This window comes from Variovorax sp. GW821-FHT10C12, from assembly GCF_059415405.1.
On sequence record NZ_JBWKNE010000001.1, the window covers coordinates 481,292 to 506,288 of the forward strand.

Consider the following 24,997-nt stretch of genomic DNA (forward strand, 5'->3'; position numbering starts at 1 on the left):
AGGGCTTCTACTGGCCTTGAACTTGCTAAGCTATGGCTCAAGGAGATTGGTCGTTCCATGCACAAATTCGACGAGATGTATGAGCAGCTCCCCTATGCGGGCGCTGCAATCCGACAGCACTACAAGCGCTACGACCAATGGCTTGCGAAGCAACCCGGTGAGGTGATGCGATCGCGGCGTGAAGAGGCGGAAATGATTTTCCGCCGGGTCGGCATCACCTTCGCGGTGTATGGCGCCAAGGACGAGGACGGCTCCGGCACCGAGCGGCTGATCCCGTTCGACCTGCTGCCCCGGATCATTCCCTCCCACGAGTGGGAGAGCATGGAAAAGGGGCTGGTGCAGCGTGTCACGGCGCTCAACCGCTTCCTGTACGACGTGTACCACGACCAGGACATCATCAAGGCCGGCATCATCCCGGCCGAGCAGATCCTGAACAACGCCCAGTTCCGCCCCGAGATGATGGGCGTGAACGTGCCGCACAACGTCTACTCGAACATCTCGGGCATCGACATCGTGCGCGCCCCCGATGCCCAGGGCAACGGCGAGTACTACGTGCTCGAAGACAACCTGCGCGTGCCCAGCGGCGTGAGCTACATGCTCGAAAACCGCAAGATGATGATGCGGCTCTTCCCGGAGCTGTTCAACCAGAACCGCATCGCGCCGGTCGCCCACTACCCCGACCTGCTGCTCGAAACCCTGCGCGCCAGCGCGCCGCCGGCCACGGCCGAGCCCACCGTGGTGGTGCTCACGCCCGGCATGTACAACAGCGCCTACTTCGAGCACGCCTTCCTGGCCCAGCAGATGGGCGTGGAGCTGGTCGAAGGGCAAGACCTGTTCGTCAAGGACGACTTCGTCTACATGCGCACCACGCGCGGACCGGTGCGGGTCGACGTGATCTACCGCCGTGTCGACGACGACTTCCTCGACCCCGACGTGTTCCGCCCGACCTCCACCCTCGGCTGCGCGGGCCTCATGCGCGCCTACCGCGCGGGCAACGTCGTGATCTGCAATGCCGTGGGCACCGGCGTGGCCGACGACAAGTCGATCTACCCGTACGTGCCGAAGATGATCGAGTTCTACCTCGGCGAGAAGCCGATCCTGAAGAACGTGCCCACCTACATGTGCCGCAACAAGGACGAGCTGCAGTACACGCTCGACAACATGAAGGACCTGGTCGTCAAGGAGGTGCACGGCGCCGGCGGCTACGGCATGCTCATCGGCCCGGCCGCCACGCAGGCCGAGATCGAAGACTTCAAGAAGGCCGTCATCGCCAAGCCCGACGGCTACATCGCCCAGCCCACGCTGAGCCTGTCGACCTCGCCGACCTTTGTCGACGCCGGTATCGCGCCGCGCCACATCGACCTGCGTCCCTTCGTGCTCTCGGGCAGCGAGGTGCAGATGGTGCCCGGCGGCCTCACGCGCGTGGCGCTCAAGGAAGGGTCGCTGGTGGTCAACTCGTCGCAGGGCGGCGGCACCAAGGACACCTGGATTCTCGAAGCGGACCGCACGGCCAAGCCGAAGGCGGCCACGCAGTCGCAAAGCCAATCGCAGTAGGAGCACCCACGATGCTGTCCCGCACCGCAGACCACCTCTACTGGATGTCGCGCTACACCGAGCGTGCCGAGAACACGGCGCGCATGCTCGACGTCAACTACCAGACCTCGCTGCTGCCGCAGTCGGCCGAGGTTGCCAAGTACGGCTGGCAGGGCGTGCTCTCGATCAGCGAATTGCTGCCCTGGTACAGCAAGAAGTACGACCAGATCACGCCCAACGAAGTCATGGAGTTCATGGTCAAGGACGAGAGCAATCCGTCGTCGATCGTCTCCTGCCTGAAGGCCGCGCGCGAGAACGCGCGTGCCGTGCGCGGCGCGCTCACCACCGAAGCCTGGGAAACGCAGAACACCACCTGGCTCGAAGTGAACCGCATGCTGCGCGCCGGCGACTTCGAGCGCGACCCGGGCCAGTTCTTCGAGTGGGTCAAGTTCCGCTCGCACCTGTCGCGCGGCGTCACGCTGGGCACGATGCTCCAAGATGAGGCGTTCTACTTCTCGCGCCTGGGCACCTTTTTGGAGCGTGCCGACAACACGGCGCGCCTGGTCGACGTGAAGTTCCACGCGCTCAACAGCGAGTTCTTCGGTGCTGCCACCGAGGAAGACCAAGAGTACGACTTCTATCACTGGAGCGCGATCCTGCGCAGCGTCTCGGCCTTCGAGGTGTACCGCAAGGTGTACCGCGACGTGATCAAGCCCGAGCGCGTGGCCGAGCTGCTGATTCTTCGCGCCGACATGCCGCGTTCGCTGCACGCGAGCCTGGCCGAGGTGGTCGCCAACCTGGCGAAGGTGCAGAACGAGCAGAGCGCCGAAACGCAGCGCCGCGCCGGCAAGCTGCTGGCCGACCTGCAGTACGCGCGGGTCGACGAGATCCTGGCGACGGGGTTGCATGCTTACCTCACGCAGTTCCTCGATCGCGTGAACGAGTTGGGCGGGCGCATCAGCCAGGACTTCCTGGTGCCGGCGCACTGACAAGGCGCCGAGTCCTGCGGGCCTATCAAGGCCCCAGGACCTCGCATGGCGGGCGGTAGCATTCGAGTTCGATCTCGATCCAGTTGCCGACCGCAGGGAGTTCCCATGAAGAAGAAGTCAACGCTTGCCCGCAATGGCAAGTGCATGGCCGCCGCCTTGGCTGCCGCAGTGCTGCTCGCCGGCTGCGACCAATCCGCATCACCGAAAGAACAAGCCTCCTCGCCCCAGGCATCGACGGCCGTCGTCGTCGATGCCGCCACGGGATTGCGCTGGCTGCGCTGCGCGTTGGGGCAGACCTGGCAGGGCGGCCGTTGTGTCGGCGAGGCCGAAACCCTGAGCCTGATGGACGCGCAGGAACGCGTGCAGGCGCTCAACGTGAAGGGCCATGAAGGCATCTCGCAATGGCGGCTGCCGACCATCGTGGAGCTGGCGGCGCTGCGGCGTTGCGACCACGGCCTGGTCGACGAGCAGTTCACGCTCGAGCTGAGCCCCGAAAAGGAGCCCGTCACCGTGCCGCGATGGTGCGCCCGCGAAACTTCCGTTCCCACCATCGACAGCGCACGCTTTCCCGACACGCCGCTGCGCAAGTTCTGGTCGGGCTCGGGCAGCGAGGCCGCGCAGCACTTCTATGCCGTGGACTTCAGCAATGCGTGGATCGGCCAGAACGAGGCGGCCGAGGCCACCCATGCCGTGCGGCCGGTGGCCGACCGCTGATCTCTCGCTACTTCGAGAACGACTCGACGGTCACCGGAATCTCCGGCGCCTGCCACTCATAGCTGTCGCCCAGCACATTGCGCTGCGCCTTCTGCCCGCTCCAGCGGATGCCCAGCAGGTCCATGAGGCTCCAGCCCGCCCAGTCCGCGCGAAAGGGCTGCTGCGTGGCGGCGCCGGTGGGCAGCGGCTCGCGGTTGCGCCAGACGATGGCCGGGATGCGGTAGCCCGAGGCGGTCGCGGGGCTGTGGCCTGCGCGGTCGCTGCCGTGGCCGACTTCCTGGCCGTGGTCCGACAGGTACATCCAGGCGCGGTAGTCCTCGGGGCGGCCCGTGCTGAGGGTCTGCTGCAGCAACTCCGACACCACGAAGTCGTGGTACAGCAGCGCGGCGTCGTACTGCTGGCGGAAGTGCCGCACCCAGGCCGAGCGACCGTCCTTCACGAGGCCGGTCTCGATGGCATCGACGTTGTCGTCGAAGGGGTTGGCGTTCTCGGGAAAGCGCAGGCTGTAGTGCGGGTGCGCGCCCATCAGGTGGACCACGATGAGCTTGCGCTCGCTGCTCGTGTCGGCAAAGGCTTCCTGCACGCAGTCGAGGATCTCGCCGTCGAGCGAGGCGCTGGCGCGGCCCGGCGTGCGGTTCACCATGTCGACCACGTCGGCATAGCGTGCGTGCTCCTGCTCGATGGCCAGGTCGTCGTGGTTGCTGATCCACCAGACCTTGTAGCCGGCGGCGCGCGCCAGGGCGAGCAGGTGGGGCGGGCTGTCGCCATTCCCGTTATTTCCGTCGTTTCCATTCGCCGGCTGCCCGAAATGGAACATGTTGCGCAGCGCGGGCAGGGTGCTTGCGTCGACCGACCACGCGTTGCGCAGCACGGCCATGCGGTCGCCTTCCTGCGCCTTGTGCGCCTGCAGGCGTGGCGTGGTCGGGCGGCCGTAGCCGTACAGGCCCATGTTGTCGCGGTTGATGCTGTCGGTGATGACGAGCACCACCGTCGACGGCCCTTCGCGCGAGAACACCGGTGCGATCTGCCGCGCCTGGGCCATTTGTGCATCGCGGGTTTTTTCCTGGCCGGCCCAGGCGGCGCGCTGGTCCTGCAGCGACTGCGACCACTGGGTCCAGAAGACGACCGGGTGCAGCCGGCGCCAGGGCTTGCTCACGTAGGCCACGCAGGCCGCGAGCAGGATCAGCAGCAGCAGCGAGCGCACCCAGAACGGCCGCCGCGCATGCGGCGCCACGGCACCGCGCCGCGCGAACAGGCCCGCCACCACGCCCGCCGCCGCGAGTGCGGCCGACCAGACGACCGCAGAGCGCCAGTGCATGCGGAGGTACTCGGCGCTTTCTCGTGCGTTGGTGTTGGCCGCCGCGCCCAGCACCATGGCGCTGTCGGGCGCGGCCTGGTAGGTGTCGAGCAGATAAGCGCGGACCACGGCGTCCAGGCCGAAGCCCATGACCCAGAGCCACACCAGCGCCGTGCGCCAGCGCCGCAGGCGCGCGCTGTGCAGCGGCCACAGCAGCCAGAGCACGGGCGGCGCGGCGAGCACCGCGAGCTGGGCGATGCGGCGGCCGTCGTGGCCCAGGGCGATCAGCGCCAGCAGCGTGGCGCCGACCACGCCGCAAGCCAGCAGGGCGCTGGCGGTGGGACGCGGGGCGTCGATGTGAGGGTGTGTCAAACGCGGCGTGGGGGAGTCGAAAGGCGGGCGAATTCTGCCCCGCACCCTGCGGCAACGCGTTCAGTGTCCCGACCCTGGCGGGGTCTTTGGGGCACGCCTCAGGGATATCCCGGCGGAACTTATCGGCGCTCAGCGTCCCAGAGGGGGCTTCGACCGGCATTTGCCGGACCTCCCGTGTCTTCTCGAAAGGAACCCTCGCCCCATGGCCCGATTCAGCCGCCGACTGCCCGCGCTCCTGCTCGCATTCTTCTTCTCGTGGATGGTGTTGCCGTCCGCCTTTGCCGCGCAGCCGCAGATGGTCAGTGTCGCGGTCAAGACGCTGAACATGCGCACCGCCCCCAGCCAGCGCGCCGAGGCGCACTGGACCGTGAGTCGGGGCTATCCGCTGCGCGTGATCGGCCGCAAGGGCGACTGGCTGCGGGTCACCGATTTCGAGAACGACAAGGCCTGGGTCTTCCGCTCGATGACGAGCAAGACGCCGCACCACGTCGTGAAGGCGAAGACCGCGCAGCTGCGCCGCGCGCCCGGCGCCCGCAGCCCGGTCGTGAAGCGGGCCGTGTACGGCGACGTGCTGCGCACCCTCGAGCGCCGCGGCGACTGGGTGAAGGTGCGCCACGAAGGCGGCGCCACCGGCTGGGTGCTGAAGCGCTCCCTCTGGGGCTGGTGAAGCCGGGGGGCGCTCAGGTCGCGGTGGCCTGGCGCACCGCGCGCTCCCAGCGCGCCATCGATTCCTCGGCCTGCGCGCGGCCCATGGTCGGCATGAAGCGGCGCTCCACCTTCCACAGCTTCGAGAGCTGGCGCGCGTCGGTGTAGACGCCGGTCGACAGCCCCGCCAGGTAGGCCGCGCCCAGCGCGGTGGTCTCGACCACCTCGGGCCGCACCACGGGAATGCCCAGCAGGTCGGCCTGGAACTGCATCAGCAGGTCGTTCACGCTCGCACCGCCGTCCACGCGCAACTCGGCCACGGGCTTGCCGCCCGCGGCGACCGCGTCGCGGCTCATGGCCTGCAGCAGCGCGGCACTTTGGTACGCGATGCTTTCCAGCGCGGCGCGCGCGATGTGAGCGACCGTGGTCCCGCGCGTGAGGCCGGTGATCGTGCCGCGCGCGTCCGCGTCCCAGTAGGGCGCGCCCAGGCCGGTGAAGGCCGGCACCATCATCACGCCGCCCGCGTCGGGCACGCTCTCGGCCAGCGACTGCACCTCGGCGCTGCCCTTGATGGCCTTGAGGCCGTCGCGCAGCCACTGCACCACCGCGCCGCCGACGAACACGCTGCCTTCCATCGCGTACTGCGGGGTCGCGTCGACCTGCGCGGCGCTGGTCACCAGCAGGCCGTTGTGCGAGGGCTGGAACGCGCCGCCCGTGTGCATCAGCAGGAAGCAGCCGGTGCCGTAGGTGTTCTTGGCCATGCCGGCTTCGAAGCAGGCCTGGCCGAAGAGGGCGCTCTGCTGGTCGCCGGCCACGCCGCCGATGGGCAGCGCATGGCCCAGCAGCGCGGCGTCGGTGTCCGCGAAGTGCGAGCTCGAGGGCTGCACCTTCGGCATCAGCGCGGCGGGGATGTCCAGCGCCTTCAGCAGGTCGGCGTCCCATTCGTTCGTGTGCACGTTGAAGAGCATGGTGCGCGAGGCGTTGCTCACGTCGGTCACGTGCACCTTGCCGCCGGTGAGCTGCCACATGAGCCAGCTGTCGACCGTGCCGAAGGCGAGTTCGCCGCGTTCGGCCTGGGCGCGCGCGCCGGGCACGTTGTCCAGCAGCCAGCGCAGCTTGGTGCCCGAGAAGTAGGCGTCGATGACGAGCCCGGTCTTCTCGCGGATGGTGTCGCTCAGGCCCTGTTCGCGCAGCTGCGCGCACAGCGGCTCGGCGCGGCGGTCCTGCCAGACGATGGCGTGGTGCACCGGCTGGCCGGTGGTGCGGTTCCACAGCACGGTGGTCTCGCGCTGGTTGGTGATGCCGATGGCGTGGATGTCGGCGGGCTGCAGCTTTGCCTTGGCCAGCACTTCGCGCGCGGTGGCCAGCTGGCTGCGCCAGATTTCCATCGGGTCGTGCTCGACCCAGCCCGGCTGCGGGTAGATCTGCGTGAGTTCCTTCTGCGCGATGGCGACGATGCGGCCTTCGCGGTCGAACACGATGCTGCGCGAGCTGGAGGTGCCCTGGTCGAGGGCAAGCAGGTAGGTGGTCATTCGATGGATGGGATGGGGTTCAGTTGTCGCGCGCGATCTCGAGGCGCACTTGCGCGGCATGCAGCAGGTCGGGGAAGGGCGGCGGCGGCGCTGCGTCGGTGAACAGGCGGTCGATCTGCGAGAGCGTGCCCAGCTGGATCATGGCCGGCCGGTTGAACTTGCTCGCGTCGGCCGCCAGCCACACCTCGCGCGCCTGGGCAATGATGGTCTGCGCGACCTTCACCTCGCGCAGGTCGAAGTCGCGCAGCGAGCCGTCGGCCTCGATGCTCGACACGCCGATGAGCGCGATGTCGACCTTGAACTGGCGGATGAAGTCGATGGTGGCCTCGCCCACCACGGCGCGGTCGCGCGGGCGCACCGAGCCGCCGGCCACGATCACCTCGCAGGCCGTGTTGCCGCTCAGGATGGTCGCCACGTTCAGGTTGTTGGTGATCACGCGCAGGCCCGTGTGGCGCATCAGCGCCTTGGCGATGGCCTCGGTGGTGGTGCCGATGTTCAGGATGAGCGAACAGTCGTTGGGCACCAGCTCGGCCACGCGGCGCGCAATGCGCGCTTTGCCGTCGGCGTTGAGTGTTTCGCGCTGCTGGTAGCCGATGTTCTCGGTGGTCGAGCTGGGCACGCGCACGCCGCCGTGGAAACGCGTCAGCAACCCCGCATCGGCCAGCCGCTGCACGTCGCGCCGCACGGTCTGCAGCGTGACGCCCAGCATGTCGGCGAGCTGTTCGACGGTGACCGAACCGCGCGCGCGCACGGTGTCGAGGAGGTTGATCTGGCGCGGGTTGGAGTTCACAGAGGCGTCGTGGAAAGCGGAAAGACTGGGGTCGAGGGTACAGGGCGCGTCACTTTAAAACGAAAGAAAACGAAGACGAGTAAGGGAAAACTCGGAGGAAAATCGCGCCAAAAGGAATCCAAATGAAAAAACTCGAAAATACAATCTCGGCCTTTGCTGACAAAAGTCACGAACCTACGGACCCCCATCCTGTGAGCGATTTCTCCTCTCCAGCGGCCGCGCCGGCCACCGAATGCGATGTGCTGATCGTCGGCGGCGGCATCAACGGGTGCGGCATTGCGCGCGACCTGGCCGGCCGGGGCTGGCGCGTGGTCCTGTGCGAGAAGGACGACCTGGCCTCGCACACGTCGTCGTCGTCCACCAAGCTGATCCACGGCGGGCTGCGCTACCTCGAGTACTACGAGTTCTCGCTGGTGCGCAAGGCGCTGCAGGAGCGCGAAGTGCTGCTCAAGAGCGCGCCGCACATCATGTGGCCGCTGCGCTTCGTGATGCCGCACGACCCGTCGATGCGCCCGGCCTGGATGATCCGCATCGGCCTGTTCATGTACGACCACCTCGCCAAACGCGAGGTGCTGCCGCCGTCGCGCGGCATCGACCTGCGCCAGCACCCGGCCGGCGCGCCGCTCAAGGCGCAGTACAAGCGCGGCTTCGTGTACTCCGACGGCTGGGTCGACGACGCGCGGCTGGTGGTGCTCAACGCCATCGACGCGCGTTCGAAGGGCGCCGAGGTGCTCACGCGCACGCGCTGCATCCATGCGCAGCGCGGCGCCGACGGCTGGGTCGCCACGCTCGAAGGCCCCGACGGCGCGCACCGCACCGTGCGTGCGCGCGCCGTGGTGAACGCGGCCGGCCCGTGGGCCGAATCCTTCCTGCGCGGCGTGGCCCAGTCGGCGCGCGGCGAAGCGCTGGCCACCAAGAGCCTGCGGCTCGTGAAGGGCAGCCACATCATCGTGCCGCGCCTGTTCGACCACGACCACGCCTACATCTTCCAGAACCCCGACAAGCGGATCATCTTCGCCATTCCCTACCAGGGCGCGTTCACGCTGATCGGCACCACCGACATCGAGATCAGCGGCGACGACCCCGGCGCCGCGCGCATCGCGCAGGAAGAGATCGACTACCTGTGCACCCAGGCCAGCCGCTACTTCGACAAGGCCATCGTGCCGGCCGACGTGGTCTGGACCTACTCGGGCGTGCGCCCGCTGCTGGACGATGCCTCGGGCGACCCCTCGGCCGTCACGCGCGACTACCTGCTCGAGTCGAACACCACCGCCGCGCCGCTGCTGTCGGTGTGGGGCGGCAAGATCACCACCTTCCGCAAGCTGGCCGAGGACGCGGCCGACGAGGTCGGCAAGATGCTCGGCCAGTCGAATGCCCAGCGCCCGGCCTGGACCGACGGCGCCTTCCTGGCCGGCGGCGACCTGTCGGCCTGGATCGGCGCGCCCAGGCGCCCCGACGACGACTTCGCCCGCTTCGTGGCGGCCGTGCAGGCCAAGTACCCCTGGCTCGACGCCCAGGTCGCGCTGCGGCTGGCGCGCGGCTACGGCGCGCGCGTGGCCGAACTGGTCGGCGAGGCGCAGTCGCTGGCCGACATGGGCGCCGAGGTGGCGCCCGGCCTGTACGAGCGCGAGCTGCGCTTCTTGCAGGCGCGCGAATGGGCCGTGAGCTCGGACGACGTGCTCTGGCGCCGCACCAAGCTCGGCCTGCACTACACGCCCGCCGAGCGCGAGCAGGTGGCGATCTGGCTGCAGGCCAACGCAAAGAACAACAACGACACCGTGGAAGTGGAGGTGAGCTGATGCAGCTGACTCTGGAGCGCGTCACCAAGAAGGTCGGCGCGCAAACCTGGCTCTACGAGCAGAGCATTGCGCCGAAAAGCGGCGCGGTGACCGTGCTGCTCGGCGCCACGCAGGCCGGCAAGACCAGCCTGATGCGCCTCATGGCCGGGCTCGACACGCCCAGCACCGGGCGTGTGCTGGTGGACGGCAAGGACGTCACCGGCACGCCGGTGCGCGAGCGCAATGTCGCGATGGTCTACCAGCAGTTCATCAACTACCCCTCGCTCAAGGTGGCCGACAACATCGCCTCGCCGCTGAAGCTGCGCGGCGAGTCGAACATCGACGCGCGGGTGAAGGCGCTGGCCGACAAGCTGCACATCGGCATGTTCCTCGACCGCTACCCGCAGGAGCTGTCGGGCGGCCAGCAGCAGCGCGTGGCGCTGGCGCGCGCGCTCGCCAAGAACGCACCGCTGATGTTGCTCGACGAGCCGCTGGTCAACCTCGACTACAAGCTGCGCGAAGGCCTGCGCGAAGAACTCACGCAGCTCTTCGCCACCGGCGACTCGACCGTCATCTACGCCACCACCGAGCCCGGCGAAGCGCTGCTGCTGGGCGGCTACACGGCCGTGATGGACGCCGGCGAGCTGCTGCAGTACGGCCCGACCGCCGAGGTGTTCCATGCGCCGCAGTCGTTGCGCGTGGCACGCGCCTTCAGCGATCCGCCGATGAACCTGCTGGCGGGCACGGCGGCAGCCGGCCGCGTGCAACTGGCGGGCGGCCCGGCGCTGGCGCTGGCCCTGCCCGAGAGCACCTCGGGCGCGGTCACGGTCGGCCTGCGCGCGAGCGCTTTGAATGTCGACGCGGGGGAGGGCGACATCGCCTTGCCCGGCAAGGTGGAGCTGGCCGAGATTTCGGGCTCCGACACCTTCGTGCACGTCGAGACCGCGGTGGGCGAACTGGTGGCGCAGCTCACCGGCGTGCACCGCTTCGAGCTGGGCGCTTCGATCACGCTGTACTTCAGCGCATCGCAGGCCTATGTGTTCGATGCCAGCGAAAAGCTGGCGCTCGCGCCGGCATGGCGCAAAGGAGCTTGAGATGGCACGCATTGATCTCGACCTGGCCCACGCCTACCGCCCCAACCCGACGCAGGACAGCGACTATGCGTTGCTCCCGCTGAAGATGAGCTTCCGCGACGGCGGTGCGTACGCCTTGCTCGGCCCCTCGGGCTGCGGCAAGACGACCATGCTCAACATCATCTCGGGCCTGCTCGTGCCGTCGCAGGGCAGCGTGAGCTTCGACGGCCGCGACATGACGCGCGCCACGCCGCAGGAACGCAACATCGCGCAGGTGTTCCAGTTCCCGGTGATCTACGACACCATGACCGTGGCCGAGAACCTCGCGTTCCCGCTGCGCAACCGCAAGGTGCCCGAAGACCAGATCAAGAAGCGCGTCGGCGAGATCGCCGAAATGCTCGACATGAGCGGCCAGCTCAACCAGCGCGCCGCGGGCCTGGCGGCCGACGCCAAGCAGAAGATTTCGCTGGGCCGCGGCCTGGTGCGCAGCGACGTGTCGGCGGTGCTGTTCGACGAACCGCTCACCGTGATCGATCCGCACCTGAAGTGGCAGCTGCGCCGCAAGCTCAAGCAGATCCACCGCGAGCTCAAGCTCACGCTGATCTACGTGACGCACGACCAGGTCGAGGCGCTCACCTTCGCCGAAGAGGTGGTGGTCATGACGCGCGGCAAGGCCGTGCAGGTGGGCAGCGCCGAAGCGCTGTTCGAGCGGCCGGCCCACACCTTCGTCGGCCACTTCATCGGCTCGCCGGGCATGAACTTCCTGTCGGCCCACAGCGCCAACGGTGCGCTCGAAGTGGCGGGCACGCCGCTGGTGCCCACGCGCGAGCTGCCGCCCGGCGCGCTCAAGATCGGCATCCGGCCCGAGTACCTGCGCCTGTCGAACGCAGGGGCGGCGGGTGCCGTGCCGGCGGTGGTGAAGCAGGTGCAGGACGTCGGCACGCACGCGATGCTCAGCGCCGAGGTCGACGGCGGCGTGGTCAAGGTGCGCATGCATTCGGACGAACAGCCGCCCTCGGTGGGCGACACGGTGTGGCTGCGGGTGCTCGACACCCACACCTGCTACTACAAGGACGAGGAACTGGTCGCATGAACCCCACCAACAAGCCGATCAACCAGAAGGCGTGGTGGCTGGTGCTGCCGGTGCTGATCTGCGTGGCCTTCTCGGCCATCGTGCCGCTGATGACGGTGGTCAACTATTCGGTGCAGGACATCATCTCGCCCGACCGGCGCGTGTTCGTCGGCACCGAATGGTTCGCCGCCGTGATGCGCGACGACGAGCTGCACCAGGCGCTGTGGCGCCAGCTGGGCTTCTCGCTGTCGGTGCTGCTTGTCGAGATCCCGCTGGGCATCGCGCTCGCGCTGTCGATGCCGGCCACGGGCTGGAAGTCGTCGGCGGTGCTGGTGGTGGTGGCGTTGTCGCTGCTCATTCCATGGAACGTGGTGGGCACGATCTGGCAGATCTACGGCCGCGCCGACATCGGCCTCCTGGGCCACGCGCTGCAGGTCATGGGCATCGAATACAACTACACCGGCAGCGCGACCGACGCGTGGCTCACGGTGCTGGTGATGGACGTGTGGCACTGGACGCCGCTGGTGGCCTTGCTCTGCTACGCCGGCCTGCGCTCCATTCCCGACGCCTACTACCAGGCCGCGCGCATCGACGGCGCCAGCAAGTTCGCGGTGTTCCGCTACATCCAGCTGCCCAAGATGCGCGGCGTGCTGATGATCGCGGTGCTGCTGCGCTTCATGGACAGCTTCATGATCTACACCGAGCCCTTCGTGCTGACGGGCGGCGGACCGGGCAACGCGACCACCTTCCTGAGCCAGTACCTCACGCAGAAGGCCGTGGGGCAGTTCGACCTCGGGCCGGCGGCGGCGTTCTCGCTGATCTATTTCCTGATCATCCTGTTGTTCTGCTTCGTGCTCTACAACTGGATGCAGCGTGTGGGCACGCAAGAGGTGGAGAAAGAACAATGAACGAGAAACGCTTCCACAAGCGCAGCATCTTTTTGCTGCTGTACATCCTGTTCGCGCTGTTGCCCATCTACTGGATGGTCAACATGAGCTTCAAGACGAACGAGGAGATCCTGTCGAGCTTCTCGTTCTTCCCGCAGCAGCTCACCTGGGCCAACTACGCGCGCATCTTCACCGACGAGTCGTGGTACTCGGGCTACATCAACAGCCTGATCTACGTGGCGATCAACACGGTGATCTCGCTCACCGTGGCGCTGCCGGCGGCCTATGCGTTCTCGCGCTATTCGTTCCTGGGCGACAAGCACGTGTTCTTCTGGCTGCTGACCAACCGCATGACGCCGCCCGCAGTGTTCCTGCTGCCGTTCTTCCAGCTGTACAGCACCGTCGGCCTCATGGACACGCACCTGGGCGTGGCGCTGGCGCACCTGCTGTTCAACGTGCCGCTGGCGGTGTGGATTCTCGAAGGCTTCATGAGCGGCATTCCGCGTGAGATCGACGAGACGGCGTACATCGACGGCTACTCGTTCCCCCGCTTCTTCCTCACCATCTTCCTGCCGCTCATCAAGGCCGGCGTGGGCGTGGCGGCGTTCTTCTGCTTCATGTTCAGCTGGGTCGAGCTGCTGCTGGCGCGCACGCTCACGAGCGTGAACGCCAAGCCCATCGTGGCGACGATGACGCGCACGGTGAGCGCCTCGGGCATGGACTGGGCGACGCTGGCCGCGGCCGGCGTGCTCACCATCGTGCCGGGCGCGATCGTGATCTGGTTTGTCCGCCACTACATCGCAAAAGGCTTTGCGATGGGCCGCGTCTAAGGAGACCGAGAGATGTTCGACTGGATGGTCTGGACCACCCCGGTGGCCGTTTTCTTCAGCTGCATCGCGCTCATGCTGGTCGGCATGACGGTGTGGGAGTTCAAGTCGCCCACCACGATGCGCCGTGGCTGGCTGCCCATTGCCACCACGCGCGGCGACCGGCTGTTCATCGGCCTGCTGTCCGCTGCGTATGTGAACCTGGTCTTCGTCGGCCTGGCCGGCAAGGTGCAGGAGTGGATGAGCCTGGAGGCCGAGCCCTCGATCTGGATCGGCTTCGTGCTGTCGATGTTCGTGCTCGCGCTCGTGATGCGCAAAGGCTAGCCCACCGATTTCGTCAACGCGTCCGGCTCTCCGCCTCCCCGGAGCCGCGATGAAAAAACCGGGGAAGCACAACCGAGGAGACACATTCATGAAGATGCGCTACACGGCATTGGCAATGGCGGCGGCGATGGTCGCCGCGCACGGCGCATGGGCCGCAGAGCCCGAAGCCAAGAAATGGATCGACAGCGAGTTCCAGCCGTCGACCCTGAGCAAGGACCAGCAGGCGGCCGAGATGAAGTGGTTCATCGACGCGGCCAAGAAGCTGCAGGCCAAGGGCGTCAAGGAAATCTCGGTGGTGTCGGAGACCATCACCACGCATGAATACGAGTCGAAGACGCTGGCCAAGGCCTTCGAGGAAATCACCGGCATCAAGGTCAAGCACGACCTGATCCAGGAAGGCGACGTGGTCGAGAAGCTGCAGACCTCGATGCAGTCGGGCAAGTCGATCTACGACGGCTGGATTTCCGACTCCGACCTGATCGGTACGCACTACCGCTACGGCAAGATGATGAACCTCACCGACTACATGGCCGGTGCGGGCAAGGAGTACACCAACCCCGGGCTCGACATCAAGGACTTCATCGGCACCAAGTTCACCACCGCGCCCGACGGCAAGCTCTACCAGCTGCCCGACCAGCAGTTCGCCAACCTGTACTGGTTCCGCGCCGACCTGTTCGATCGCAAGGACCTGAAGGACAAGTTCAAGGCCAAGTACGGCTACGACCTGGGCGTGCCGCTGAACTGGAGCGCCTACGAGGACATCGCCGAGTTCTTCAGCGTCGACGTGAAGACCATCGACGGCAAGCCGATCTACGGCCACATGGACTACGGCAAGAAGGACCCGTCGCTGGGCTGGCGCTTCACCGATGCGTGGCTCTCGATGGCCGGCACCGCCGACATCGGCACCCCCAACGGCATGCCGATCGACGAATGGGGCATCCGCGTGGCCGACGACAAGTGCACTCCCGTGGGCGCGGCCGTGTCGCGCGGCGGCGCGACCAACTCGCCGGCCGCCGTGTACGCGCTCACCAAGTACATCGACTGGATGAAGAAGTACGCGCCCAAGGAAGCCATGGGCATGACCTTCGGCGAAGCCGGCCCGGTGCCCGCGCAGGGCCAGATCGCCCAGCAGATCTTCTGGTACACGGCCTTCACGGCCGACATGACCAAGAAGGGCCTGCCCGTGGTGAACGAGGATGGCACGCCCAAGTGGCGCATGGCGCCCGGCCCGAACGGCCCGTACTGGAAGCAGGGCATGCAGAACGGCTACCAGGACGTGGGTTCGTGGTCGTTCTTCAACGGCCATGACGCCAACAAGACCGCCGCTGCCTGGCTCTACGCCCAGTTCGTGACCTCCAAGAGCGTCTCGCTCAAGAAGACCATCGTGGGCCTGACCCCGATCCGCGAATCGGACATCCAGAGCAAGGCCATGACCGACATGGCGCCCAAGCTGGGCGGCCTGGTCGAGTTCTACCGCAGCCCGGCCCGCGTGGCATGGACGCCCACCGGCACCAACGTGCCCGACTACCCGAAGCTGGCGCAGCTGTGGTGGAAGAACGTGGCCGAGGCCGTCACGGGCGAGAAGACCCCGCAAAAAGCCATGGACAACCTGGCCGACGAGATGGACAACGTGATGGGCCGCCTGCAACGCGCCGGCATGGCCCACTGCGCGCCCAAGCTCAACGCCAAGGGCGACCCGAACAAGTGGCTCAGCGACCAGCACGCCCCGTGGAAGAAGCTGGCCAACGAGAAGCCCAAGGGCGAGACCATCGACTACAACAAGCTGCTGAGCGCTTGGAAGGCCGGCAAGGTGCGCTGACCGGCGCTTCGCCAGCAGCAATTGCAAACAAGGGCCGCGCCGCGAGGTGCGGCCCTTTTTCGCTTTCTGGCGCCCTGGTTCGTCGGATTCGCGCGACGCCATGACCTATGGCAGATGCACCTTTGAAAAGCTTCGCTTACATTCGACGGCCCCCGCCACGCCCCGCCAGTGAATCCAAGTTCTTCCAGCCCCTCCGCCAGCCCTCCTGCCACCCCGGGCGCGCGTGTCAAACGCGTCCTGCTGATCCAGTACTCGCAGACCGGGCAGCTCGACCGCGTGGCCGGGCAGATCGCCGCGCCGCTGCGCGCCGACCCGGGCATCGAACTGCGCGTGGAAACGTTGCGGCCGTTGCAGCGCTTTCCCTTTCCCTGGCCCTTCCTGACCTTCTTCGACGCGTTCCCCGAGTCGGCCCACCTGAAGCCGGGCCCGCTGGCGCCGCTCGCGCTCACGGGCGACGAAGACTTCGACCTCGTCATCTTGCCGTACCAGGTCTGGTTCCTCGCGCCCGCGCAGCCGGTCGTGGCCTTCCTGCAGCACCCCGTGGCGGCGCGGCTGCTCAAGGGAAAACCCGTGGTCACGGTCATTGCCTGCCGCAACATGTGGCTGCTGGCCCACGAAAAGCTCAAGGGCCTGCTCGCCGCCACCGGCGCGCGCCTGATTGACAACGTGGTGCTCACCGACCCGGGCCCCACGCTCGCCACCTTCTTCACCACGCCGGCCTGGCTCATCTGGGGCCGCAAGCGCGGCTTCTGGGGCATGCCCGACGCGGGCCTGAGCGAGGAACAGATCCGCGGCTGCGGCCGCTTCGGCCGCGCCCTGCGCGATGCGCTGCACGCAGACCGCGAGCAGGGCGACGCGCCCCTGCTGGCCGGGCTGGGCGCGGTGCGCGCCCAGGCGCGCCTGCTCATCAGCGAGAAGGCCGGCACGCGCAGCTTCTACCTCTGGGGCAAGCTGATCATGGCCGCCGGCGGGCCGGGCGCGGCGGTGCGCAAGCCGCTGCTCTTGCTGTACGTGCTGTTCCTGCTGGCACTGATCGTCACCGTCGTGCCGGTGAGCCTGACGCTGCAGGCCCTGCTGCGGCCGTTGTTCCGAGGGTGGCTGACTAAAATGACGGCTCAATTCGAGCGCCCGTCGGGCTCTGCCACGGACCGGCTCCCTCTCTATGACGACTGATGTTTTCCTGACCCGCACCGCCGCCTTCCTGCCTTTTTCTCCGGTCAGCAACGAAGACATCGAAGAAGTGTTGGGCCGCATCGGCGGCAAGGTGTCGCGTGCGCGACGCCTCATCCTGCGCAGCAACGGCATCCAGTCGCGCCACTACGCCATCGACCGCGCCACCGGCCAGTTGGCCATGACCAACGCACAGCTCACCGCCGCGGCCATCCGCGCGCTGGGCGACGACATCGGCCCGGTCGACTGCTTGGCCACCGGCACCTCGCTGCCCGACCAGCTCATGCCCAACCACGCGGTGATGGTGCACGGCGAACTGGGCTGGCCCCGGCTCGAGGTGGTGGCCTGCGCCGGCATCTGCCTGGCCGGCGCGGCGGCGCTCAAGCACGCGTGGCTGTCGGTGCGCGCGGGCGATGCGCGGCGCGCGGTCGCCACGGGCTCCGAGCTGGCCTCGGCCGTGATGCGCGGCATCAACTTCGAGGCCGAGCTCGAGCACAAGCTCGAGGCGCTCGAAGCGCGCCCCGAGATCGCTTTCGAGAAAGACTTCCTGCGCTGGATGCTGTCCGACGGCGCCGGCGCGGTGCTGCTGGAGCGCGAGCCGCGCGGGCCGCTGTCGCTGCGCGTCGAGTGGATCGAGCTGTCGTCGGCGGCGCACGAGCTGCCGGTGTGCATGTATGCCGGCGCGGACAAGAACGAACAGGGCGGCCTCGACGGCTGGGCCCGCACCTTGCCGGCTGACTGGCAGCGCGACTCGACCTTCGCCGTCAAGCAGGACGTGCGCCTGCTCAACGACAACATCGTGCGCGCCACGCTGACCGAGCCGCTCGCGGCCATCATCGAACGCCGCGGGCTCAAGACCGAGGACATCGACTGGTTCCTGCCGCACCTGTCGTCGCACTATTTCGTCGAACCCGTGGCCGCGAGCCTGGCCGCGCTGGGCCTGCCGATTCCGCGCGAGCGCTGGTTCAGCAACCTCGCGACCAAGGGCAACACCGGCTCGGCCTCGCCGTACATCATGCTGGACGAGCTGTTCCGTTCCGGTCGTATCAAGCCCGGCCAGAAGTTGCTGATGTTCGTGCCCGAAAGCGGTCGCTTCTCCAGCGGCTTCATCTACCTGGAGGCTGTGTAGCCATGGACCTCGATGCCGTGCCACAGGAGGGCAACGCGACCCTCGCCGGCCATTCCAAGCTGATGTATGCCCGCGACGCGCAAGGCCGCGTCGTCACCACCACCTCGAAGGGCTGGGAGGCGGAAGAGATCGTCACCAGCCACGCGGTCGACGTGCTGCTCGAGCAGGCGCAGGAGGCCAAGGCGCGCGTGAAGGCCGGGCTGGCCTCGCCGCTCGAGTACTGGATGTACGAGCGTCGCATGGACGTGGCGCTGCTCTCGCAGACCAGCGGCTTCTGGCAGTGGCGCGTGCGTCGCCACCTGCAGCCGCGCCATTTCGCCGCGCTGTCGCCGGCCCAGCTCGCCCGCTACGGCCAGGCGCTGGGGCTGCCCGTTTCCACCCTGCAAGGCCTGCCGTGAACTTCCAACACCAACAGGCGGCGCACTGCGAAAGCGGCGTCATCTCCAGCCTCATGCGCCACCACGGCGCGCCGATGAGCGAGGCGATGGCGCTGGGGTTGTCGTCGGCGCTGTCGTTCGCCTACCTGCCGTTCATCAAGCTGTCGGGCCTGCCGCTCATCTCGTACCGCATGCCGCCCAAGGCCATCATCAAGGGCCTTTTGGCGCCGATGGCCGCGCGCTTTCGCTTCGAGACCTTCCGCAGCCCGCAGGCCGGGCAGCAGCGGCTGGACGCGCTGCTGGCCGACGGCCAGCTCGTGGGCCTGCAGACCTCGGTCTACTGGCTGCCGTACTTTCCGCCGAACATGCGCTTTCACTTCAACGCGCACAACCTGCTGGTCTACGGCAAGGACGGCGACGACTACCTGATCAGCGACCCGGTGTTCGAGGAGCCCGTGCGCTGCGCCAGCGAAGACCTGTCGCGCGCCCGCTTCGCCAAGGGCGTGCTGGCGCCCAAGGGCCTCATGTACTACCCGCAGGCCATCGAGCGCAAGGCGGTCGATGCCGCCTCGGTGACCCAGGCCATCCGCAAGACCGTGCGCAACATGCTCGCGCCCGTGCCCATCGTGGGCGTGCGCGGTATGCGCACGCTGGCCAAGCGCATGCAGAAGCTGTCGCCCAGCGATCCGCGCAGCGTCGACTTCATCGGCCACCTCGTACGCATGCAGGAAGAAATCGGCACGGGCGGGGCGGGCTTTCGCTTCATCTACGCGGGCTTCCTGCAGGAGGCGGCGCAGCTGCTCGACAAGCCGCAGCTCACGCAGATGTCCGAACGCCTGATCGCCATCGGCGACGGCTGGCGTGCGTTCGCGCTCAAGGCGGCGCGCATGGTCAAGGGCCGCGAGCCGGTCGATCCGGTGGCACTCGCCGGCAAGCTGCGCGAGCAAGCGCAGCAAGAGGAAACCTTCTTCCGCGACCTCAAGGCCGCCGTCGCCTGATGCTCGAGCTTCACCAGCTCGGCTACCGCTACCCGCACGCTGACAAGGCCGCGCTGGCCGACGTGTCGCTCGCCGTGCCGCGCGGTTGCGTGCTGGGCCTGCTGGGTCCCAACGGCGCCGGCAAGACCACGCTGATCTCGCACCTGTCGGGCGCGCTCGCGGTGCAGTCGGGCGACATCCGCATCGACGGCCAGCCGCTGCAGCAGGTGCGCGCCAAGGCGCCCACGCGCATTGCCGTCGCGCCGCAGGACCAGGCCTTCTACCCGATGCTCACCGTGGCCGAGAACCTGGCCTGCTTCGCCGCGGCCGGCGGTCTCTCGGGTGCGCGAAAGAAGGCGCGCATCGACACCTGCACGCAGTTCGCGCAGCTCGAGCAGTTCGCGGGCGTGCGCGCCGAGCGACTCTCGGGCGGCCTGAAGCGCCGCCTCAACCTCGCGATCGCCTTGCTGCCCGAACCCGAGCTGATGCTGTTCGACGAGCCGACGGTGGGCGTCGATCCGCAGTCGCGCGCCTTCATCCTCGATGCGATCAAGAGCCTGGCGCAGGCCGGCGCGGCGGTGATCTACGCCTCGCACTACATGGAAGAGATCGAGGCCATCGCCGACCGCGTGGCCATCCTCGACCAGGGCCGCGTGCTGCGCGAAGGCCCGCTCGACGCGCTGCTGTCGCAAAGCGCGATGCTGCTGACCCTGGCCGCCGACGGGCTCGACGCGCAGAGGCTCTCGCGCTTCGGCACGGTGGAGCAGGGCGCGGCGCACTGGCACATCCACCTGAACCCAGGCACCGGCCCCGGCCCCGTGCTGGCCGCGCTCGAAGCCGAAGGCATCGAGGTGCGCCAGGCCGAGTTCGGCCGGCACGACCTCGAGCAGCTCTTCATGGCGCTCACACACCGTTCGCTGCGCGACTGACCGAACGCCATGCTCCTAGCGCTCATCAAGAAAGAACTGCTGGCCCTCGTGCGCGACATGCACGGGCTGGCCGTGCTGTTCGTCATGCCGATGGTCTTCATCGTGCTGATGTCGCTCACGCTGAAGGACATCTACCGCCCGCCGCTGGCCGAGCTGAGCTACGCGGTCGATGCGCGCGACAGCGGCACGCCCGCCAAATGGCTGCTGCAGATCTGGCAGCGCAGCCACGGCGCACCGCAGCCGCTGGGCAGCGACTGGCAGGCGCGGCTGCGCAGCGGCACGCTCAAGTACGTGATCGTGCTGGAGCCGGGCCTGTCGGACGAACTGGAATCGGCCGCGCTCTCCACGCGCGCTCACATCCGCCTGTTGGCCGAGCCCGGCATCGACGCCAACCTGTTCAACGCGCTGCGCGCCGAACTCATCGGCGCCTCGGGTGAACTCAAGGCGCGGCTCGCGCTGGCGGTGCCCGGCACGGCCAGCCCCGCGCCCGAGGCGTCCATCCAGGCGATGGTGCAGGCCGAGCGCTTTGCCACCGCCGGCCCGCGGCCCACGTCGGTGCAGCAGAACGTGCCGGCCTGGCTGGTGTTCGGCATGTTCTTCGTGGTGGCCTCGCTGTCCAGCCTGTTCGTGCAGGAGCGCGGCTCGGGAGCGCTTGGCCGGCTGCAGAGCCTGGGCGTGTCGCGTTCGATGCTGCTGGCCTCCAAGGCCTTGCCCTACCTCGGCGTGAACGCGCTGCAGGCGCTGCTGATGCTGGCGGCGGGCATCTGGTTCATGCCGCTGATCGGTGGCGATGCGCTGTCGCTCGCGGGCATCCACTGGGGCGGCCTGCTGCTGTCGCTCGTGGCCGTGAGCCTGGCGGCGGTGAGCCTGTCGCTGGCGGTGGCCTGCCTCGTGAAGAGCCATGCGCAGGCCGCCACGCTCGGGCCGATGGTGAATGTGCTGATGGCGGCGGCGGGCGGCATCATGGTGCCCAAGTTCGTCATGCCGGGCTTCATGCAGCGCATGGTCGAAATCTCTCCCATGAACTGGGGGCTCGAAGCGTTGCTCACCGTGCTGCTGCGCGGCGGCGGCGTGGCCGAGGTGCTGCCGCAGGTCGGCCGGCTGGTGGCGTTCGCGGCTCTCATGTTCTTCGTGGCTGTCTTTCTGTTTCGCAGGCGCGCACCGTGACGAGCACCGTTTCTTCTCCTGAATTCATCGCCCGCCTCAAGGCCCTCGTGCTCGAGGCTGTCGAAAAAGACGCGCCGCCCGGCGGCCTTGGCGACGACGAGCCGCTGTTCGGCCCCGAAGCGCGGCTGGACCTCGACTCGCTCGATGCGCTGCAGGTGTCGATGGCGATCCAGCAGCACTTCGGCCTGCGCATGCCCGACAGCAAGGACACGCGCCGCGCGATGACGTCGATCGCGCACCTGGCGGAACACCTGGTGCAAGCGGGCAAGGCATGAGCCTGATGCCGGTGTACCTGGCCGGCATGGGCCTGGCCTGCGTGCTCGGCGACGATGTGCCGTCGGCGCTCGCGGCATTGCGGCGCGGTGGTGTGCCGCCCACGCCGGTGACCGTGGCTGACGGCCTGCAGTGGCCGGTCTACACGCTGGCGGTGCCGCCCGGTGACTGGGCGCAGCGCGTGCAGCACACGGTGCGCCGCGTGGTCGCGCAGACCGGCGACGGGCTGGACCGGCAGGGGCCGATGTTCGTGGCCTCGTCGTCGCTCGACATCGGGGCCATGGAGCATGCGCAACACGAGGCGCGGCTCAGCGGCGACCTGCAGGATTTCGCCGACATCGCCGCGACCGCGCTCGACTGGCAGGGCCCGGTCTTCACCGTCTCGACCGCCTGCACCTCCGCGCTCAACGCGATGCTGGCGGCGGCCGACATGGTGCGCGCGGGCAAGGCGCGCGAGGCGCTGGTGATCGGCGCCGAGCTCGACAACCGCTTCACCGTGGCCGGCTTCGGCGCGATGCAGCTGCTGGCGCCCGACAGCGCACGGCCTTTCGGCGCGGGGCGCCAGGGGCTGGTGCTCGGCGAAGCGGTGGCGGCGCTGCGTCTCGGGTCGCAACCCGCGCGCTGGGCGCTGCTGGGCGGCGCCAATGTGGTCGACGGCCGCAACCCCTCGGGCACCGAGGCGAGCGCAGTGCGCGCGATGTGCCGCGACACGCTGGCACGCAGCGGCCTGCAGTCCGCGGACATCGACCTCATCAAGGTGCAGGCGGCCGGCAGCCCGGTCAACGACGCGATCGAGGTCGAGGCGCTGCGGGAGGTGTTCGCGCCGCTGCCGCCGCTGGTGTCGCTCAAGTCGGCGATCGGCCACACGCTGGGCGCGGCCGGGGCAGCGGAGCTGGCCCTGCTGGTCGGCTGCATCGAGGGCGGCGCCTGGCCGTCGGTCGGCTACGCACTGGACGAGACGCTGGGCATCGCGCTGAGCGACGGGCCGCCGGCGCGGCTGCGCCACATCCTGCTCAACGTGGTGGGCTTCGGCGGCGGGCATGCGTCGCTGGTGCTCAAGGATTGCAACGCCGCATGAGCCACGCTGCAACTCCCTGGCGCACCGTCGCGCATGTCGTGGCGCATCCGCCGCCCGACGACTGGCGCGACGCGCTGGCGACCCGCCTGGGCCGCCGGCCGCGCCGCGTCGGCCTGTGGACCGAGCTGGCGATGTATGGCGCGCTGCGTTGCCTCGACGCGGCCGGCGAAGCGGCGCTGCCGGCGGGCGCGCGCCTGCGCGTGACCAGCCGGCGCGGCGCGTGGGAGGCCACGCGCGCAGGGCTGGCGCAGCTCGACGCGGGCTTGCCGATGCCCTTCACCTTCATGCAGGGCCAGCCCGCGCTGATGCTGGCCGAGGTCGGCCGCAGCCTCGACTGGCAGGGCGATGCGAGCTTCATGCTGTGCCGCGATCTCGCGCGGCCGTTGGTGCTGTCGCAACTCGGTGCGGGGCGCGACGGGTTGCTGTTCGGCGTGGTGGAGGAGACGTTTGGCGACGTGCCGCCGCGCTCGGAATGGTGGCGGCTGGTGCCGGCCGATCAGGCGGCGATCGAACGCTGAAGGTTCTCGCGCGCTCGCGCTTCGAGCAGGGCGTGCAGGCGCGGCGTGGCATAGATCGCCGGACGGTCGAGAAAGCGCTGGAGGATCGCGCGCCGGCGCGGCAGGCGAATCTCCTCGGGAACGAAACCGTATTCCGCGTGCACCTGGCGCTCGTACTCGTCGAAGCGCGCGCGCTCGGCGCCGAGGATCGACAGGTCGATGTCGATCAGCAGTTCGGCGTCGCGGCCCTCGGGCACGGCGTCGTGGCGCGTGGCCATGACGAGCGCGTGGACGCGGTCGGCCGACGCATCGCTCGCACCGGCCGCCTGCAGTGCCTGCCGCGCCCAGTCGGCGCTGCGGGCCTCGTTGTCGTGCGCATGCACGTCGTAGATCGTGTCGTGGAACCACAGCGCCAGCGCGACTTCGCCGGGGCGTTCGGCCAGCGCCTGTTCCCGGTCGAACCACGCGAGGCATTCGCCCAGGTGCTGCATCGTGTGGTAGTGGCGCTGCGGCTCGCCGTAGCGGCGTTGCAGTTCGAGCCGCAGCGCGTCGTCGGGCGCGGCCACGCCCAGCGCCTGCCAGGCGGCGTTCCAGTTCGCGTGCAGCGCCTGCGGTGTCATCGCGGTTATTGCTCCATCGCCGCCTTGACCTCCTGGCCGAGGTCGAGCACCGACATCGCGTAGTAGCTGCTCCAGTTGTAGCGCGTGATCACGTAGAAGTTGCGCGTGCCGGCGACGTAGGTCGGCGGTGCGTCGAGGCCGTTCTGCAGCTCGATGAGCGCCAGCAGGCCCTTGTGCTTCAAGCCTTCGCCCTCGGGCACGGCGCCCGCGGCCACGAAGCTGTCGGCGCTGAAGGTCGGCAGGATGTCGGGCGCCAGCAGCAGCGCCTTCTTGAGGCGGGCCTCGTCGAAATGCACGGGGTAGATCGACGGCATGCCGGGTGTCCAGCCGAAGGCCTTGAAGTAGCTCGCCACCGAGCCGATCACGTCGACCGGGTTGTTCACGAGGTCGATGCGACCGTCGCCGTCGAAGTCGACCGCGTACTTGGCGATGCTGCTGGGCATGAACTGCGGCATGCCCATGGCGCCGGCGTAGCTGCCCACGGGCGTGAGCGGGTCGTCGGCGGTGCGGCTTTCGGTGCTCAGGAAGCTCTCGAGCTCGCCGCGGAAGAAGGCGATGCGCTCGGCCGCGCGCGGGTGGCCCTGCGGGAAGTCGAAGGACAGCGTGGCCAGCGCATCGATCACGCGGAAGTTGCCCATGTTGCGGCCGTAGATGGTCTCGACGCCGACGATGCCGACGATGATTTCCGGCGGCACGCCGTAGGTGGCCTCGGCGCGCGCGAGCGTCTCGGCGTTGGCGCGCCAGAAGCGCACGCCGGCCGCGATGCGCACCGGGTCGATGAAGCGGCTGCGGTAGGTCTGCCAGTTCTTCACCGTGCCGACCGGGCCCGGCAGCATCAGGCGCGGCACATTGGGCAGGAAGCGCGCGGCGCCGATGGTGGCTCGCACCCAGTCGCGATCGAGGTTGCGGCGCTGGGCGACGTCGTCGGCGAACGCCATGGCGTCGTCGCGCGTGGCGTACGGGGTGCTGCCGCGCACCGGCGTGACGGCGGGGCGGGCGTTGGCCTGGGGCTTCTGGGCCAGGGCGCCCGTGGGCCAGGCGACGCAGGCGGCGAGGAGGGCGGTGGCGGCCACTGCGGCGCGCAAGGGCGTGGGGAAGGCGTGTGACATGGGCACGATTGTGCCGCCC

Annotated in this window: 25 protein-coding genes; 20 read left to right on the forward strand and 5 right to left on the reverse strand. The window is 68.5% G+C overall.

Features of this window, described 5'->3' with window-relative positions; all coding sequences use genetic code 11:
• Positions 1–57 precede the first annotated feature (57 nt).
• From AC07OH_RS02285 to AC07OH_RS02295, 3 genes are all read left to right on the forward strand, one after another.
• Positions 58–1,554: a circularly permuted type 2 ATP-grasp protein gene (locus AC07OH_RS02285; RefSeq protein WP_489057311.1), complete on the forward strand. Its 1,497-nt coding sequence runs from the start codon at positions 58–60 to the stop codon at positions 1,552–1,554.
• Between the two features lie 11 nt (positions 1,555–1,565).
• Complete coding sequence (locus AC07OH_RS02290) at positions 1,566–2,522, forward strand: alpha-E domain-containing protein (protein ID WP_369632271.1); 957 nt, start codon at positions 1,566–1,568, stop codon at positions 2,520–2,522.
• Between the two features lie 105 nt (positions 2,523–2,627).
• On the forward strand, positions 2,628–3,236 hold the full coding sequence (locus tag AC07OH_RS02295; RefSeq protein ID WP_495299430.1) for an Lcl C-terminal domain-containing protein: 609 nt from the start codon (positions 2,628–2,630) through the stop codon (positions 3,234–3,236).
• Positions 3,237–3,243: 7 nt separating this feature from the next.
• Here the strand turns inward: AC07OH_RS02295 and AC07OH_RS02300 are convergent, their stop codons facing one another.
• Positions 3,244–4,905, reverse strand: a complete 1,662-nt coding sequence (locus AC07OH_RS02300) for a phosphoethanolamine transferase (RefSeq protein ID WP_495299431.1) — start codon at positions 4,903–4,905, stop codon at positions 3,244–3,246.
• A gap of 202 nt (positions 4,906–5,107) precedes the next feature.
• Between AC07OH_RS02300 and AC07OH_RS02305 the strand changes: the two genes are divergently transcribed.
• Complete coding sequence (locus AC07OH_RS02305; protein ID WP_495299432.1) at positions 5,108–5,572, forward strand: SH3 domain-containing protein; 465 nt, start codon at positions 5,108–5,110, stop codon at positions 5,570–5,572.
• Positions 5,573–5,585: 13 nt separating this feature from the next.
• Here AC07OH_RS02305 and glpK read toward each other — a convergent pair whose 3' ends face one another.
• Both glpK and AC07OH_RS02315 read right to left on the reverse strand, forming a co-directional pair.
• Entirely contained in the window at positions 5,586–7,082 is a 1,497-nt protein-coding gene (gene glpK, locus AC07OH_RS02310; RefSeq protein WP_487849156.1) for a glycerol kinase GlpK, read from the reverse strand.
• 19 nt (positions 7,083–7,101) lie between these two features.
• A complete protein-coding gene (locus AC07OH_RS02315) occupies positions 7,102–7,872 on the reverse strand; it encodes a DeoR/GlpR family DNA-binding transcription regulator (RefSeq protein WP_062476748.1) in 771 nt (256 codons plus the stop codon).
• 122 nt (positions 7,873–7,994) lie between these two features.
• Here AC07OH_RS02315 and glpD point away from each other — a divergent pair, with 122 nt between their 5' ends.
• The 16 genes from glpD (at position 7,995) to AC07OH_RS02395 (ending at position 23,270) form a co-directional block, all read left to right on the forward strand.
• On the forward strand, positions 7,995–9,671 hold the full coding sequence (gene glpD, locus AC07OH_RS02320; RefSeq protein ID WP_495299433.1) for a glycerol-3-phosphate dehydrogenase: 1,677 nt from the start codon (positions 7,995–7,997) through the stop codon (positions 9,669–9,671).
• Complete coding sequence (locus AC07OH_RS02325) at positions 9,671–10,744, forward strand: ABC transporter ATP-binding protein (RefSeq protein WP_495299434.1); 1,074 nt, start codon at positions 9,671–9,673, stop codon at positions 10,742–10,744. Before glpD ends, AC07OH_RS02325 begins: the two co-directional genes overlap by 1 nt.
• 1 nt (position 10,745) lies before the next feature.
• A complete protein-coding gene (locus AC07OH_RS02330) occupies positions 10,746–11,816 on the forward strand; it encodes an ABC transporter ATP-binding protein (protein ID WP_489057303.1) in 1,071 nt (356 codons plus the stop codon).
• Positions 11,813–12,703, forward strand: coding sequence for a carbohydrate ABC transporter permease (locus AC07OH_RS02335; protein ID WP_062476737.1), 891 nt, complete (start codon positions 11,813–11,815; stop codon positions 12,701–12,703). Before AC07OH_RS02330 ends, AC07OH_RS02335 begins: the two co-directional genes overlap by 4 nt.
• On the forward strand, positions 12,700–13,512 hold the full coding sequence (locus tag AC07OH_RS02340) for a carbohydrate ABC transporter permease (protein ID WP_062476734.1): 813 nt from the start codon (positions 12,700–12,702) through the stop codon (positions 13,510–13,512). The genes AC07OH_RS02335 and AC07OH_RS02340 overlap by 4 nt, the downstream gene beginning before the upstream one ends.
• A gap of 12 nt (positions 13,513–13,524) precedes the next feature.
• Complete coding sequence (locus tag AC07OH_RS02345; RefSeq protein WP_495299435.1) at positions 13,525–13,833, forward strand: DUF2160 domain-containing protein; 309 nt, start codon at positions 13,525–13,527, stop codon at positions 13,831–13,833.
• A gap of 88 nt (positions 13,834–13,921) precedes the next feature.
• Positions 13,922–15,652, forward strand: a complete 1,731-nt coding sequence (locus AC07OH_RS02350; protein ID WP_062476729.1) for an ABC transporter substrate-binding protein — start codon at positions 13,922–13,924, stop codon at positions 15,650–15,652.
• A gap of 168 nt (positions 15,653–15,820) precedes the next feature.
• Positions 15,821–16,825 carry a dialkylresorcinol condensing enzyme gene (locus tag AC07OH_RS02355; RefSeq protein ID WP_495299436.1) on the forward strand — a complete coding sequence of 335 codons (1,005 nt, stop codon included), beginning with the start codon at positions 15,821–15,823 and terminating at the stop codon, positions 16,823–16,825.
• The gene (locus tag AC07OH_RS02360) at positions 16,815–17,951 is read left to right on the forward strand and encodes a beta-ketoacyl-ACP synthase III (RefSeq protein WP_495299437.1); all 1,137 of its coding nucleotides are present in this window, start codon (positions 16,815–16,817) and stop codon (positions 17,949–17,951) included. Before AC07OH_RS02355 ends, AC07OH_RS02360 begins: the two co-directional genes overlap by 11 nt.
• 2 nt (positions 17,952–17,953) lie before the next feature.
• The gene (locus tag AC07OH_RS02365; protein ID WP_495299438.1) at positions 17,954–18,349 is read left to right on the forward strand and encodes a DarG family dialkylresorcinol biosynthesis protein; all 396 of its coding nucleotides are present in this window, start codon (positions 17,954–17,956) and stop codon (positions 18,347–18,349) included.
• Positions 18,346–19,326 (forward strand): BtrH-related acyltransferase DarH, encoded by a 981-nt coding sequence (gene darH / locus AC07OH_RS02370; RefSeq protein ID WP_095947357.1) that lies wholly within the window; start codon positions 18,346–18,348, stop codon positions 19,324–19,326. The genes AC07OH_RS02365 and darH overlap by 4 nt, the downstream gene beginning before the upstream one ends.
• Positions 19,326–20,234 (forward strand): ABC transporter ATP-binding protein, encoded by a 909-nt coding sequence (locus AC07OH_RS02375; RefSeq protein ID WP_495299439.1) that lies wholly within the window; start codon positions 19,326–19,328, stop codon positions 20,232–20,234. The genes darH and AC07OH_RS02375 overlap by 1 nt, the downstream gene beginning before the upstream one ends.
• Positions 20,235–20,243: 9 nt before the next feature.
• Positions 20,244–21,401, forward strand: coding sequence for an ABC transporter permease (locus AC07OH_RS02380; RefSeq protein ID WP_495299440.1), 1,158 nt, complete (start codon positions 20,244–20,246; stop codon positions 21,399–21,401).
• Positions 21,398–21,676, forward strand: coding sequence for an acyl carrier protein (locus tag AC07OH_RS02385; RefSeq protein ID WP_139706326.1), 279 nt, complete (start codon positions 21,398–21,400; stop codon positions 21,674–21,676). The genes AC07OH_RS02380 and AC07OH_RS02385 overlap by 4 nt, the downstream gene beginning before the upstream one ends.
• Positions 21,673–22,752 (forward strand): beta-ketoacyl synthase N-terminal-like domain-containing protein, encoded by a 1,080-nt coding sequence (locus tag AC07OH_RS02390; RefSeq protein WP_495299441.1) that lies wholly within the window; start codon positions 21,673–21,675, stop codon positions 22,750–22,752. Before AC07OH_RS02385 ends, AC07OH_RS02390 begins: the two co-directional genes overlap by 4 nt.
• Complete coding sequence (locus AC07OH_RS02395; protein ID WP_495299442.1) at positions 22,749–23,270, forward strand: hypothetical protein; 522 nt, start codon at positions 22,749–22,751, stop codon at positions 23,268–23,270. Before AC07OH_RS02390 ends, AC07OH_RS02395 begins: the two co-directional genes overlap by 4 nt.
• On the opposite strand, the gene AC07OH_RS02400 is transcribed toward AC07OH_RS02395, so the two are convergent.
• Positions 23,249–23,869, reverse strand: coding sequence for an HD domain-containing protein (locus AC07OH_RS02400; RefSeq protein ID WP_495299443.1), 621 nt, complete (start codon positions 23,867–23,869; stop codon positions 23,249–23,251). The genes AC07OH_RS02395 and AC07OH_RS02400 overlap by 22 nt on opposite strands.
• Positions 23,870–23,874: 5 nt before the next feature.
• Positions 23,875–24,978, reverse strand: a complete 1,104-nt coding sequence (gene mltB / locus AC07OH_RS02405) for a lytic murein transglycosylase B (protein ID WP_489057292.1) — start codon at positions 24,976–24,978, stop codon at positions 23,875–23,877.
• Between the last annotated feature and the right edge of the window lie 19 nt (positions 24,979–24,997).